Annotated in this window: 14 protein-coding genes; 12 read left to right on the top strand and 2 right to left on the bottom strand. The window is 71.8% G+C overall.

Features of this window, described 5'->3' with window-relative positions; genetic code table 11:
- Positions 1 to 33 precede the first annotated feature (33 nt).
- Positions 34 to 480, bottom strand: a complete 447-nt coding sequence (locus AC27L3_RS21550; RefSeq protein WP_487235694.1) for a DUF3093 domain-containing protein — start codon at positions 478 to 480, stop codon at positions 34 to 36.
- Positions 481 to 539: 59 nt separating this feature from the next.
- On the opposite strand from AC27L3_RS21550, the gene AC27L3_RS21545 reads away from it, so the two are divergent.
- The 8 genes from AC27L3_RS21545 to AC27L3_RS21510 all read left to right on the top strand — a co-directional run bounded on the left by AC27L3_RS21545 (position 540) and on the right by AC27L3_RS21510 (position 8,220).
- Entirely contained in the window at positions 540 to 1,124 is a 585-nt protein-coding gene (locus AC27L3_RS21545; RefSeq protein ID WP_487235693.1) for a PaaI family thioesterase, read from the top strand.
- Positions 1,121 to 1,621, top strand: a complete 501-nt coding sequence (dut, locus tag AC27L3_RS21540; RefSeq protein ID WP_365969972.1) for a dUTP diphosphatase — start codon at positions 1,121 to 1,123, stop codon at positions 1,619 to 1,621. Before AC27L3_RS21545 ends, dut begins: the two co-directional genes overlap by 4 nt.
- Position 1,622: 1 nt before the next feature.
- Positions 1,623 to 2,399: a DUF3710 domain-containing protein gene (locus AC27L3_RS21535; protein WP_487235692.1), complete on the top strand. Its 777-nt coding sequence runs from the start codon at positions 1,623 to 1,625 to the stop codon at positions 2,397 to 2,399.
- Between the two features lie 316 nt (positions 2,400 to 2,715).
- Complete coding sequence (kdpF, locus tag AC27L3_RS21530; RefSeq protein ID WP_217241610.1) at positions 2,716 to 2,805, top strand: K(+)-transporting ATPase subunit F; 90 nt, start codon at positions 2,716 to 2,718, stop codon at positions 2,803 to 2,805.
- An 8-nt stretch (positions 2,806 to 2,813) separates the two neighbouring features.
- Positions 2,814 to 4,505, top strand: coding sequence for a potassium-transporting ATPase subunit KdpA (gene kdpA / locus AC27L3_RS21525; RefSeq protein WP_487235691.1), 1,692 nt, complete (start codon positions 2,814 to 2,816; stop codon positions 4,503 to 4,505).
- Positions 4,502 to 6,616 carry a potassium-transporting ATPase subunit KdpB gene (gene kdpB, locus AC27L3_RS21520; protein ID WP_487235690.1) on the top strand — a complete coding sequence of 705 codons (2,115 nt, stop codon included), beginning with the start codon at positions 4,502 to 4,504 and terminating at the stop codon, positions 6,614 to 6,616. The genes kdpA and kdpB overlap by 4 nt, the downstream gene beginning before the upstream one ends.
- Positions 6,617 to 6,620: 4 nt before the next feature.
- The gene (kdpC, locus tag AC27L3_RS21515) at positions 6,621 to 7,265 is read left to right on the top strand and encodes a potassium-transporting ATPase subunit KdpC (protein ID WP_487235689.1); all 645 of its coding nucleotides are present in this window, start codon (positions 6,621 to 6,623) and stop codon (positions 7,263 to 7,265) included.
- A 175-nt stretch (positions 7,266 to 7,440) separates the two neighbouring features.
- Positions 7,441 to 8,220 (top strand): putative protein N(5)-glutamine methyltransferase, encoded by a 780-nt coding sequence (locus tag AC27L3_RS21510; protein ID WP_487235688.1) that lies wholly within the window; start codon positions 7,441 to 7,443, stop codon positions 8,218 to 8,220.
- A gap of 125 nt (positions 8,221 to 8,345) precedes the next feature.
- Here the strand turns inward: AC27L3_RS21510 and AC27L3_RS21505 are convergent, their stop codons facing one another.
- Positions 8,346 to 8,888 (bottom strand): GNAT family N-acetyltransferase, encoded by a 543-nt coding sequence (locus AC27L3_RS21505; protein ID WP_487235687.1) that lies wholly within the window; start codon positions 8,886 to 8,888, stop codon positions 8,346 to 8,348.
- Positions 8,889 to 9,108: 220 nt separating this feature from the next.
- On the opposite strand from AC27L3_RS21505, the gene AC27L3_RS21500 reads away from it, so the two are divergent.
- From AC27L3_RS21500 to AC27L3_RS21485, 4 genes are all read left to right on the top strand, one after another.
- Entirely contained in the window at positions 9,109 to 11,664 is a 2,556-nt protein-coding gene (locus AC27L3_RS21500) for a DUF4118 domain-containing protein (RefSeq protein WP_487235686.1), read from the top strand.
- A gap of 67 nt (positions 11,665 to 11,731) precedes the next feature.
- Positions 11,732 to 12,421 (top strand): response regulator, encoded by a 690-nt coding sequence (locus AC27L3_RS21495; protein ID WP_487235685.1) that lies wholly within the window; start codon positions 11,732 to 11,734, stop codon positions 12,419 to 12,421.
- A gap of 76 nt (positions 12,422 to 12,497) precedes the next feature.
- Positions 12,498 to 12,896, top strand: coding sequence for an OB-fold nucleic acid binding domain-containing protein (locus AC27L3_RS21490; protein ID WP_487235684.1), 399 nt, complete (start codon positions 12,498 to 12,500; stop codon positions 12,894 to 12,896).
- Positions 12,897 to 12,899: 3 nt separating this feature from the next.
- Positions 12,900 to 13,628, top strand: a complete 729-nt coding sequence (locus tag AC27L3_RS21485; RefSeq protein ID WP_487235683.1) for a DUF3159 domain-containing protein — start codon at positions 12,900 to 12,902, stop codon at positions 13,626 to 13,628.
- Positions 13,629 to 13,693 lie beyond the last annotated feature (65 nt).

The raw sequence follows: 13,693 nt of genomic DNA, 5'->3' as shown, positions 1-13,693 counted from the left end.
GGCCCTGGGCCGGCTTCGCTCCTCACGCTCTCCTCACGCCGCGGTGGCGGTCGTCAGGGCGGCGGCCAGGCGCTCGGGGGAGCGGGTGGACAGGTACAGGTACGGCGTGGGGTCGGCCGGGTCGGTGACCTCCACGCGCAGGGCCGTGGGCACGTAGCCGCGCAGCAGCATGAAGGCGCGCACGTCGGCCTTGTGGGTGCGCCAGGCGCGCGCCTCCTCGGCGTCGAGCACCTCGGGCGTGCCCAGGGCCGTCAGCGGGATGCGGGCGTCACCCGCGACGAGGGAGTCGCCCACCACGCGGATGCGCACCGAGCCGTACGAGCTCACCGCCGCGGCCGCGAGCGCCCCGCCGCCGACCAGCCCGCCGAGCATGGGCAGGGGCCCCAGCGGCAGCAGGATCACCCCCATGGCGATCCCGGCGAGGACCGCGACGAACCACCAGGAGCGGGGGGCGGTCAGGCGTTCTTCGTAAGGCTGCATGTGCACAAGCTTGGCACGGACGGGACCGGGTGCCGTCCGCGCGGGTAAGGTCAGCCCCTGTGAGTGGACGAACGACAGCGCTGACACCGCCGGGGGACGCGGTCCCCCCGGTGCGGCACCCCGAAGCCCCCGCGCCCGGAGAGATCATCGGGTCGCACTACGAACACTGCTTCGGCTGCGGCGGCGGCCAGCCGCACGGGCTGCACCTGCAGACGCGGGCCGGCGAGGGCGTGAGCGTCACCGCCGAGTTCCGGGTCAGGGAGGCCCACCAGGGCGCTCCGGGCCTCGCGCACGGCGGGGTGCTGGCCACGGCCCTGGACGAGACGCTGGGGTCGCTGGGCTGGCTGCTGCGCGTGATCGCGGTGACCGGCCGCCTGGAGACGGACTTCGTGCGTCCCGTGCCGGTGGACACCGTGCTGCACCTGCAGGCCGAGGCGCTGGCGGTGCACGGCCGCAAGATCTACTGCACGGCCACCGGCCGCATCGGTGGCCCCGACGGCCCGGTCGCGGTGCAGGCGGACGCGGTGTTCGTCGAGGTCAAGGTCGACCACTTCATCGCCAACGGCCGCAAGCAGGAGATCCAGGCCGCCCTCGCCGACCCGGATCAGGTGAAGGTGGCACGAGCCTTCGAGGTGAACCCGTGAGCCGGCAGCCCGTCGACGTCCTCATCAATCGTGTGGATCCCGAGGTGCCCCTCCCCTCGTACGGGCACCCCGGTGACGCGGGCCTGGACCTGGTCACCACCGAGGCCGCGGTGCTGGCGCCCGGCGAGCGGGCCGTGCTGCCCACGGGTGTCGCGATCGCGCTGCCCGACGGTTACGCGGCGTTCGTGCACCCCCGCTCGGGCCTGGCGGCCCGCTGCGGGGTCTCCATGGTCAACGCCCCGGGCACCATCGATGCCGGGTACCGTGGAGAGATCAAGGTGATTGTGGTCAATCTGGACCCGCGCGAGAGCGTCCGGTTCGAGAGGTTCGACCGGATCGCCCAGTTGGTTGTCCAGCAGGTCGAGAAGGTCCGCTTCCACGAGGTGGCGGAGCTTCCCGGCTCGGCACGGGGCGAAGGGGGCTTCGGGTCCACCGGTGGCCACGCTGCCGTGGGGAATGGATTCGCTTCGGTCGCCTGCGACCGGGAAGGACAGTGACGTGTTCGGTCGTCGCCGCAAGCGCAGCGAGGACGTTGTCGGGCCGGATCGCCTCGACGACGTGACCTCCGAAAATTCGGCTGAGGACCCCCTGGCGGGCGAAGCCGCGCAGGGCAGCGAGATGCGGGTCCGGCTGGAGCCGGGCCCCCGCCCCGACGGGCCGTGGGACGTCTCCGAGGTGCGGGACCCGGCCGACGGCCGGGTCGACCTGGGCGGGCTGTTCGTGCCCGGCGTCGAGGGCATGGAGCTGCGCGTCGAGGTCGCCGGTGACGCCATCGTCGCCGCGACGGTGGTGCTGCGCGACAGCGCCGTCCAGCTCCAGGCGTTCGCCGCTCCCAAGCGCGAGGGCATCTGGCCCGAGGTGCGCGAGGAGATCGCGGCCGGCATCACCCAGCAGGGCGGTGTCGTGGACGAGGTCGAGGGCCCCCTCGGCTGGGAGCTGCGGGCCCAGGTGCCCGTGGCGCTGCCGGACGGCACCCAGGGCGTGCAGCTCGTGCGCTTCGTCGGCTGTGACGGTCCGCGCTGGTTCCTGCGCGGCGTCATCTCCGGCCAGGGCGCGGTGCAGCCGCAGACCGCGGGGCTGCTGGAGCAGATCTTCCGGGACACCGTCGTGGTGCGCGGGCAGGGCCCGATGGCGCCGCGCGACCCGATCGTCCTGAAGCTGCCCGAGGACGCCCAGATGGTCGCCGAGGGGCTCCAGCAGGAGCCGTCCGGCTCCCGTTTCGCGGGCGGCGTGGACCGCCTGGAGCGGGGCCCGGAAATCTCCGAGGTGCGCTGACACACAGATAGCAGGGCCGCCTTTCCGGCGGCCGGAATCGAGTGTTTCACCGGGCCGGAATCCGCACTGCGGGTTCCGGCCCGGTCGTCTTTGTGCAGGTCTTCCGCGGCCGCGTATGGATCGCGTCAAAGGCGCGCTAATGGCCGTAAGGGAGGCGTCAACAGCGGTCGTACGCGCCGGTAGTGGATGTTTCCTCTAGAGGTCCGATCCTGTCGAACCCTCTCTAGGAGCACACGATGGCCGACGTGGCCTTCGTCGTCACCACGATCGCGGTCTTCGCACTCGTGGCTCTCGTCGCCAAGGGGGTGACGAAGCTGTGACCGTCGAGAACCTTGTCGGCCTGGTCGTGGCCGTCGCCCTGCTGGGCTACCTGATCCTCGCCCTCGTTTTCCCGGAGAGGTTCTGAGCACACCCATGAGCCCCGTTCTCTCCGGAGTCCTCCAGCTCACCGCCCTGATCGCCGCACTCGCCCTGGTCCACCGCCCGCTCGGCGACTACATGGCCGCGGTCTACAGCTCCGGCAAACACCTGCGCTCCGAGAAGTGGATCTACCGCCTCATAGGCGCCGACCCCAATGCCGCAATGCGGTGGCCGGCCTATCTGCGCGGCGTCCTCGCCTTCTCGTTCGTCAGCGTCCTCTTCCTCTACCTGCTCCAGCGCCTCCAGGGCGCCTTGCCGAAGTCGCTCTCGCTCGGCTTCCACGCCATCAGTCCGGACCAGGCCTTCAACACCGCCGCGTCGTTCGTCGCCAACACCAACTGGCAGTCGTACTCCGGCGAGCAGGCCATGGGCCACGCGGTGCAGACGCTCGGCCTGGCCGTGCAGAACTTCGTCTCCGCCGCCGTCGGCATGGCCGTCGCCGTCGCCCTCGTGCGGGGATTCGCCCGCTCGCGCACCGGTGACCTCGGCAATTTCTGGGCCGACCTGGTGCGCGGCACCGTCCGCATTCTCCTGCCGCTGTCCGTCGTCGGCGCGCTGATCCTCGTCGCCTGCGGTGCCATCCAGAATTTCTCCGGCATCCACGAGATCGGGCAGCTGACGGGCGGCACCCAGCAGGTGAACGGCGGCGCCGTGGCGTCGCAGGAGGTCATCAAGGAACTCGGCACCAACGGCGGCGGCTATTTCAACGCCAACTCCGCCCACCCCTTCGAGAACCCCAACGCCTTCACCAACCTCTTCGAGATCTTCCTGATCCTCGTCATCCCCTTCGCGCTGACGCGCACCTTCGGCAAGCTCGTCGGCAACGTCAGGCAGGGCTACGCGATCCTGGCCACCATGGGCCTGATCTGGCTCGGCTTCACGGCGCTGATGATGTGGACCGAGTACGCCCACCACGGCGCGGCGCTGCAGGCGGCCGGCGGGGCCATGGAGGGCAAGGAGCAGCGCTTCGGCGTCGGCGCCTCCGCGATCTTCGCCACCACCACGACGCTCACCTCCACCGGCGCCGTGGACTCCTTCCACTCCTCCTTCACCGGCCTCGGCGGCGGCATCACCCTGCTGGGCATGATGCTCGGCGAGATCGCCCCCGGCGGCGTGGGCTCCGGTCTGTACGGCATGCTCGTCATGGCCGTCATCGCGGTCTTCATCGCCGGCCTGATGGTCGGCCGCACGCCCGAGTACCTGGGCAAGAAGATCGGCACCCGCGAGATCAAGCTCGCCGCCTGCTACATCCTGATCACCCCGACCCTGGTGCTCGGCTTCACCGCGCTGTCGATGGCCCTGTCCTCGCCGCCGGAGTCGATCCTCAACACCGCCGGCAACTCGGTGGACGGCAGCGGCGCCCACGGCTTCTCCGAGGTGCTCTACGCCTTCACCTCCGGCGCCAACAACAACGGCTCCGCCTTCGCCGGCCTGAACGCCAACACCCCCTGGTACAACACCACCATCGGCCTGGCCATGCTGCTCGGCCGCTTCCTGCCGATGGTCTTCGTCCTGGCGCTCGCCGGTTCGCTGGCCGAGCAGCAGCCCGTCCCCGAGACCGCGGGCACCCTGCGCACCGAGAAGCCGCTCTTCGCCGGCCTGCTCGTCGGCGCGATCCTCATCATCACCGGCCTCACCTACTTCCCGGCCCTGGCCCTTGGCCCGATGGCGGAGGGACTTTCATGAGCACCACCACCCCTGTCCGTACCGCCACCGAGGACTCCGGCCCGGCCGCCGGGCACGGCGGCGGCCACGAGCCCGGCCGGGTCCCCTCCGGCCTGTTCGACCCCGCGCAGCTGATGACGTCCCTGCCCGACGCCTTCCGCAAGCTCGACCCGCGGGTGATGGTCAAGTCCCCCGTGATGTTCGTGGTCGAGGTCGGCTCGGTCGTCACCACCGGCCTGGCGATCGCCCACCCCGGCGACTGGTTCGGCTGGGCCATCACCGTCTGGCTGTGGCTGACCGCGATCTTCGCCAACCTCGCCGAGGCCGTCGCCGAGGGCCGCGGCAAGGCCCAGGCCGACACCCTGCGCAAGGCCAAGACCGACACCGTCGCCCGCCGGCTGACCGCCGGCGGCTCGGAGGAGTCCGTGCCCGGCACCGAGCTGCGCGTCGGTGACCTGGTGATCTGCGAGGCCGGTGACGTCATCCCCGGCGACGGCGACGTCGTCGAGGGCGTGGCCTCCGTCGACGAGTCCGCCATCACGGGCGAGTCCGCGCCGGTCATCCGCGAGTCCGGCGGCGACCGCTCGGCCGTCACCGGCGGTACGAAGGTGCTCTCCGACCGCATCGTCGTCAAGATCACGACGAAGCCGGGCGAGACCTTCATCGACCGGATGATCAACCTGGTCGAGGGCGCCGCCCGGCAGAAGACGCCGAACGAGATCGCCCTCAACATCCTGCTGGCCTCGCTCACCATCGTCTTCCTGCTGGCCGTCCTCACCCTGCAGCCCTTCGCCATCTACGCGAAGGCCGAGCAGACGATGATCGTGCTGGCGGCGCTGCTGGTCTGCCTCATCCCGACCACCATCGGCGCGCTGCTCTCCGCGATCGGCATCGCCGGCATGGACCGGCTCGTCCAGCGCAACGTGCTGGCCATGTCCGGTCGCGCGGTCGAGGCCGCGGGCGACGTCTCCACCCTGCTGCTCGACAAGACCGGCACCATCACCTACGGCAACCGCCGCGCCGCGGAGTTCGTGCCCGTCAAGGGCACGACGGCCGCCGAGGTCGCCGACGCCGCCCAGTTGTCCTCGCTGGCCGACGAGACGCCCGAGGGCCGCTCGGTCGTCGTCCTGGCCAAGGAGAAGTACGGCCTGCGCGAGCGCCACGAGGGCGAGCTGGTGGGTGCCGAGTGGGTGCCCTTCACCGCCCAGACCCGCATGTCGGGCGTGGACGTCGACGGCCGCAAGGTCCGCAAGGGCGCGACCGGTTCGGTCATCGCCTGGGTCGAGGAGCGCGGCGGCCGCGTCGCCGGGGACGCCCGTACGCTCACCGACGAGATCTCCCAGGCCGGCGGCACCCCGCTGCTGGTCGCCGTCGAGGACGACAAGGGCGCCCGCGTCCTGGGCGTCGTCCACCTCAAGGACGTCGTCAAGGAGGGCATGCGCGAGCGGTTCGACGAGCTGCGCGCCATGGGCATCAAGACCGTCATGATCACGGGTGACAACCCGCTGACGGCCAAGGCCATCGCCGAGGAGGCCGGCGTCGACGACTTCCTCGCCGAGGCCACCCCCGAGGACAAGATGGCGCTCATCAAGCGCGAGCAGTCCGGCGGGAAGCTCGTCGCCATGACCGGTGACGGCACCAACGACGCCCCGGCCCTGGCCCAGGCGGACGTGGGCGTGGCCATGAACACCGGCACCTCGGCCGCCAAGGAGGCCGGGAACATGGTGGACCTGGACTCCGACCCCACCAAGCTCATCGAGATCGTCGAGATCGGCAAGCAGCTGCTCATCACGCGCGGCGCCCTGACGACCTTCTCGATCGCCAACGATGTCGCCAAGTACTTCGCCATCATCCCGGCGATGTTCGCCGTCGCCTACCCCGGCCTCGACAAGCTCAACATCATGAGCCTGCACTCGCCGCAGTCGGCGATCCTGTCGGCCGTCGTCTTCAATGCGCTGATCATCATCGCGCTGGTGCCGCTCGCCCTGAAGGGCGTGCGCTACCGCCCGATGAGCGCCGACGCCATGCTCCGCCGCAACCTCTTGATCTACGGACTGGGCGGCCTGATCTCCCCGTTCATCGGCATCAAGATCATCGACCTGCTCATCTCCCTCATCCCTGGCATCGGGTGACGTCATGAACAACTCCGTACGCACCACGGCCCGCCTGGTCGGCGCGGGGCTGCGCGCCCTGCTCGTCCTCACGCTGGTCTGCGGCGTGATCTACCCGCTGGTCGTCACCGGCATCGCCCAGGCCGCCTTCAACGACAAGGCCAACGGCTCGGAGATCAAGACCGACGGCAAGTCGGTCGGCTCCCGGCTGCTCGGCCAGAGCTACGACCTCGATACGAAGGACAAGGACGGCAACCCCCTGCCCGACCCGAAGTTCTTCCAGGGACGCCCCTCGGCGGCCGGCCCCAACACCGAGAACACGCAGGTCAAGCTCCTGGTCTCCGGCGCCTCCAACCTCGCCGCCGACAGCAAGGTGCTGCTCGACAACGTCACCAAGCGGCGCGCCGACGTCGCCGCCTTCAACGGCGTCGCGCCCGCCGACGTCCCCGTCGACGCCCTGACCGCCTCCGCCTCCGGCGTGGACCCCGACATCTCCCCGGCCTACGCCCGGCTGCAGGCGCAGCGCGTCGCCAAGGCCAACCACCTGCCCGAGGCGAAGGTCGCCGAGCTCGTGGAGGACCACGTCCAGGGGCGCCTGCTCGGCTTCATGGGCGAGGAGCACGTCAACGTCCTCGAACTCAACGTTGCCCTGCGCGAACTGAGGCGCTGAGCCCCCGCATCCGTGGGGTAAAGTCGTGGCCCGGCGAGATCCGTGATCTTGCCGGGCCACGACGACATCAGGAGGTGAGACCCATTACCGCTGCGGCAGGCTGGGCGCTCTCACCCGCGACCACGTCCAGGTGACGTAAGAGAGAGCGCCCTTCGGTCCCCCGAAAGGCTCTTTCATGTCCCACCCCCTCATCACCAGGCTCCGCGCCGCCGGCTGCGTCTTCGCCGAGGACGAGGCCGCCCTGATCCTCTCCACCGCCCGCACCCCGGCCGACGCCGAGGCCATGGCCGGACGGCGAGCTGCCGGACTGCCCCTCGAACACGTCCTCGGCTGGGCCGAATTCCACGGCCTGCGCATGGCCGTCGACGCCGGCGTCTTCGTCCCGCGCCGCCGTACGGAGTTCCTCGCGGCCCGCGCCACGGCCCTGGCCGCACCCGGCTCCGTCGTCCTCGACCTGTGCTGCGGCACGGGCGCACTCGGCGCGGCCGTCGCCGCCGCCGTCGGCGGCATCGAACTGCACGCCGCCGACATCGACCCGGCCGCGGTGCGCTGCGCCCGCCGCAACCTCGCCCCCTTCGGCGGCCGGGTCCACGAGGGCGACCTGTACGCCCCGCTGCCCGACTCCCTGCGCGGCCGCGTCGACGTACTGATCGCCAACGCCCCCTACGTCCCCTCCGGCGAGATCGCCCTGCTGCCCTCCGAGGCCCGCGACCACGAACCGCTGGTGGCGCTCGACGGCGGCAGCGACGGGCTGGCCGTCCAGCGCCGCGTCGCGGCCGCCGCCCGCGAGTGGCTCGCCCCGGGCGGCCACCTGCTGGTCGAGACCGGCGCACGGCAGGCCGCCCTGACCGCCGCCCTCTTCACGGCCGGCGGCCTGGAGCCGAGCGTGGCCACGTGCGAGGAACGTGGCGCGACGGTCGTCTTCGGCAAACGCCCGGGACCGCGGAGTCGTTGAGGCCGCCCGGCGGCCCTGCCGTGCCGGTCCGCGGGCATGTCGTGGCTTGTCGCGCAGTTCCCCGCGCCCCTACGGGACGCTGCACCGGAAGCGGTGCGCCCCGTAGGGGACCCGCGGTGCGGGTCTCACCACACGTCGCCCGGGCGCCAGTCGCACATGAGCTCCCCGGCGGTGTCGACGCGGGTGCCGTTGACCGGCAGCACGAAGATGCCGCCGGCCTCCTCCGGCATGCGGTACGGGCCCGTCGGGGCAAGTACGGACAGCGGGCCCTGCCAGGGCTGCCAGCCGCGGCCCGTGTAGAGCGGCACGGCCTCGTCCGCGGCGCCGAGCGCGCCCAGCTCGTACGCGCCGTCGCGCAGCACCCGCTCCAGCGTGGCCATCACGGCCGAGGCGTGGCCCCGGCGGCGCCGGTCGGCCCGGACGGCCACCCCCTCGACGTACCCGGTGCGCAGCGCCCGGCCGCCGTGCAGGAGCCGGCGCTGCACCAGGGCGCCGTGGGCGAGGACGGCCCCGTCGTCGTCGAGGACGAGGGCGTGCATGCCGCCGAGGGTGTGGTCCCAGTCGTCGTCGGTGAAGTCGTCGAAGGCCGTGTCCATCAGCGAGCGGACGGCGGCGAGCTCGGGGGCCGTGAGGTCGGAGGTGTGCGCGGAGCGTATGCGGGTCGGCATGGCGGCGGTCCCCTCGCGTCGGCGGTGGCGGCGGCGTCATTGTGCCGCCGTGCGCCCGGACCCCGCATCCGAGTTTCCTTCCCCCCGCCGTGGGCGTCAGAGCTGCGTCAATACCTGCCCCCGAGGTGGCCGACGTCCGAAATGTCCCGAACGTTGGCCGTAAGGTCGACGGTATGCGGCGAAGCGAACACCGTCGCGACACGTGAAAGACAATGGGGCCATGGGACGCGGCAACCTTCGCATCTATCTCGGGGCGGCACCGGGCGTCGGCAAGACGTACGCGATGCTCTCGGAGGCGCACCGCAGGGTGGAGCGGGGCACCGACGTGGTCGTCGGCTTCGTGGAGCACCACGGCCGCCCCCGCACCGAGGTCATGCTGCACGGCCTGGAGCAGGTGCCCAGACGCGAGATCACCTACCGCGAGTCGTCCTTCACCGAGATGGACGTCGACGCGATCCTGGCCCGCCGCCCGGCCGTCGCCCTGGTCGACGAGCTGGCCCACACCAACGTCCCCGGCTCCCGCAACACCAAGCGCTGGCAGGACGTCGAGGAGCTGCTGCAGGCCGGCATCGACGTCGTCTCGACCGTCAACATCCAGCACCTGGAGTCGCTCGGCGACGTCGTCGAGTCGATAACGGGCGTGCGCCAGCGCGAGACCGTCCCCGACGAGGTGGTGCGCCGCGCGGACCAGATAGAGCTGGTCGACATGTCGCCGCAGGCGCTGCGCCGCCGCATGGCGCACGGCAACATCTACCAGCCCGACAAGGTCGACGCCGCCCTCTCCAACTACTTCCGCCCCGGCAACCTGACCGCCCTGCGCGAACTGGCCCTGCTGTGGACGGCCGACCGGGTCGACGAGTACCTGCGGCAGTACCGCACCGAGCACGACGTCTCGCGCATCTGGCACGCCCGCGAGCGCATCGTCGTGGGCCTGACCGGCGGCCCCGAGGGCCGCACCCTCATCCGCCGCGCGGCCCGCATGGCCGCCAAGGGCTCCGGCAGCGAGATCCTCGCGGTCTACATCGCCCGCAGCGACGGCCTGACCTCGGCCTCCCCCAAGGAGCTGGCCGTCCAGCGGACGCTCGTGGAGGACCTGGGCGGCACGTTCCACCACGTCATAGGGGACGACGTGCCGGCCTCGCTGCTGGAGTTCGCGCGCGGGGTCAACGCCACCCAGATCGTGCTCGGTTCCAGCCGCCGCAAGGCCTGGCAGTACATCTTCGGCCCCGGCGTGGGCGCGACCGTCGCCCGCGACTCCGGCCCCGACCTCGACGTGCACATCGTCACCCACGACGAGGTCGCCAAGGGCCGCGGCCTGCCCGTGGCCCGCGGCGCCCGCCTCGGCCGCGGCCGCATCCTCGCCGGCTGGCTGGTCGGCGTGGGGATGCCGACGCTGCTCACCCTGCTGCTCACGCAGGTCATCCCGGCGGACCTCGGGCTCGCCAACGACATGCTGCTGTTCCTGTGCGCGACGGTGGCGGCGGCCCTGCTGGGCGGCCTGCTGCCGGCCCTGGCCTCGGCGGCCTTCGGCTCCCTGCTGCTCAACTACTACTTCGTCGAGCCGCTGCACCAGTGGACGATCACGGACCCGAAGAACATCATCGCGATCACGATCTTCGTCGTCGTGGCCGTGTCCGTGGCCTCCGTGGTCGACCTCGCCGCCCGCCGCACCCACCAGGCCGCCAGGCTCCGGGCCGAGTCGGAGATCCTCTCCTTCCTCGCCGGCAGCGTCCTGCGCGGCGAGACCAGCCTGGACGCCCTGCTGGAGCGGGTCCGCGAGACCTTCGCCATGGAGTCCGTCGCCCTCCTGGAGCGCGCCAGCGAGGTCGAGCCGTGGACGTGCGTGGGCAGCGTCGTCACCGGCGACGGCAAACAGCTGCTGCGGCCCGAGGACGCCGACGTCGACATGCCCGTGAGCGACAACCTCGCCCTGGCCCTCTCGGGCCGCGTGCTGCCCGCCGAGGACCGGCGCGTCCTGGCTGCCTTCGCCGCCCAGGCGGCCGTCGTCCTGGACCGGCAGCGGCTCGTCGACCGGGCCGAGCAGGCCCGCCGGCTCGCCGAGGGCAACCGCATCCGCACCGCTCTGCTGGCCGCCGTCAGCCACGACCTGCGCACCCCGCTCGCCGGCATCAAGGCGGCCGTGACCTCCCTGCGCTCCGACGACGTCGCCTGGTCGCCCGAGGACGAGGCCGAGCTGCTCGCCGGCATCGAGGACGGCGCCGACCGCCTCGACCACCTCGTCGGCAACCTCCTCGACATGTCCCGCCTGCAGACCGGCACGGTCACCCCGCTGATCAGGGAGATCGACCTCGACGAGGTCGTCCCCATGGCGCTGGGCGGCGTGCCCGAGGGCAGCGTCGACCTCGACATCCCCGAGTCGCTGCCCATGGTCGCCGTCGACCCCGGCCTGCTGGAGCGCAGCGTGGCCAACATCGTCGAGAACGCGGTCAAGTACAGCCCCGGCGGCACTCCGGTCCTGGTCTCCGCCAGCGCCCTGGGCGAGCGCGTCGAGGTGCGCGTCGCCGACCGCGGCCCCGGCGTGCCCGACAGCGCCAAGGACCGCATCTTCGAGCCCTTCCAGCGCTACGGCGACGCCCCGCGCGGTGCCGGCGTGGGCCTGGGCCTCGCCGTCGCCCGCGGCTTCGCCGAGGCCATGGGCGGCACCCTGACGGCCGAGGACACCCCCGGCGGCGGCATGACCATGGTCCTGACCCTGTGCGCCGCCGCCGGCCGCCCGCCCGTCCGGCCGGACCTGCCCGCCCAGGTCACCACGTGAGCGCCGGCGCGGCGTACGGGCCGTACGCACACAGCAGACAGAACCGAACAGCAGAGGTGGATGCCGCATGAACCGGGTGCTCGTGGTCGACGACGAGCCGCAGATCGTCCGCGCCCTCGTGATCAACCTCAAGGCGCGGAAGTACGAGGTCGACGCCGCGCCCGACGGCGCCACCGCACTCCAGCTCGCCGCCGCGCGCCACCCCGACGTCGTCATCCTCGACCTCGGCCTGCCCGACATGGACGGCGTCGAGGTCATCAAGGGCCTGCGCGGCTGGACCCGGGTGCCGATCCTGGTGCTCTCCGCCCGCCAGACCTCCGACGAGAAGGTCGAGGCGCTCGACGCGGGCGCCGACGACTACGTCACCAAGCCCTTCGGGATGGACGAGCTGCTGGCCCGGCTGCGCGCCGCCGTGCGCCGGGCCGAGCCGGTGGGCGCCTCGGCCGCGGGCGACGACGCGATCGTCGAGACGGCGGCCTTCACGGTCGACCTCGCGGCGAAGAAGGTCAACCGCGGCGGCACCGACGTCCGCCTCACCCCGACGGAATGGCACCTGCTGGAGGTACTGGTACGCAATACGGGGCGTCTCGTGAGCCAGAAGCAGCTGCTGCAGGAGGTCTGGGGCCCCTCCTACGGCACGGAGACGAACTACCTGCGGGTCTACATGGCCCAGCTGCGCCGCAAGCTGGAACAGGACCCCTCGCACCCCAAGCACTTCGTCACCGAGCCGGGAATGGGCTACCGCTTCGAGGTATGACGGCGGGGGCCGTCACCGTGCGGTACGGGCCGTCGCCGCTGCTCCGGGGGCACGCGTGCCCCGCTACGCTGGGGGCATGAGTGCCGAACCCCGTTCCGACAAGCCGACCGGCCGTTTCCGCCGGATGCTCGACCGGCTTTCCACCTCGCAGGAGGAGCTGCACCACGCCGAGCTGCAGCAGGACACGGAGGCCACCGGCTGCGCGCGCATATGCGACTGCGACGACCGGGACATAGTCAAGGTCACCGGCACGCTGCGGACCGTCACCCTGCGTCCGCGGGCCGGGGTCCCCGCGCTCGAGGCCGAGCTGTTCGACGGTTCGGGCGCGATCGACGTCGTATGGCTGGGCCGCCGCTCCATCGCGGGCATCGAGCCCGGCCGTAAGCTGATCGCCTCCGGCCGGGTCTCCATGAGCCGCGGCCGGCGGGTGCTGTTCAACCCCCGATACGAACTCCGACCGCTCGGACAGGAGTAGCCGTTGTCGTCCATCGACAAGATGACGGACCAGCAAGCCTCGCAGCACCCGCACGGGACGGACTCCCGGGCGGCCACGGAAGCCGCGCTGTTCGAGGCGTTCGGCGGCGTGCGGGGCATGGTGGAGACCACCGTCCCGGGCCTGGTCTTCGTCGCGCTCTACACCGTCAAGCGCGACATCCACATCGCCGCCATCGCCGCCCTCGGCCTCTCCCTGGTGCTGGGCATCGCCCGGCTGGTGGGCCGCGACACCCTCAAGCACGCCTTCAGCGGCGTCTTCGGGGTCGCCTTCGGCGCGGTCTTCGCGATGATGTCCGGCGACGCCAAGAACTTCTACCTGCCGGGGATGCTCTACACCCTGGGCCTGGCGATCGCCTACATCGTCTCCTCCCTCGCCGGGTACCCGCTGATGGGCCTCATCCTGGGCCCGATCTTCAAGGAGAACCTCTCCTGGCGGACCCGCAACCCCGGCCGCAAGGTCGCCTACACCAAGGCCAGCTGGGCCTGGGGGCTGATCCTGCTCGCCAAGTCGGCGATCCTCTTCCCCCTGTACTGGTGGGGAGACGCCACCCAGCTCGGCTGGGTGAAGGTGGCGCTCGGCATTCCGCCGATGCTGCTCTCGGTCTACCTGACCTGGATCTTCCTGTCGAAGGCGCCGCCGCCCATCGACGTCTTCGCCGAGATGGAGGCCGCCGAGCGCGCCGAGCGCGAGGCACAGGCCGAGGCGGGCTGAGGCCGGCCGGACGTACACGAAGAGGGCCCCGGGACGAACACGTCCCGGGGCCCTCGCCGTACGCG

This window comes from Streptomyces sp. PKA51 (genome assembly GCF_057552455.1).
Note: the sequence above shows the minus strand (reverse complement) of the source record. Positions and strands in the feature narration are given on the sequence as shown.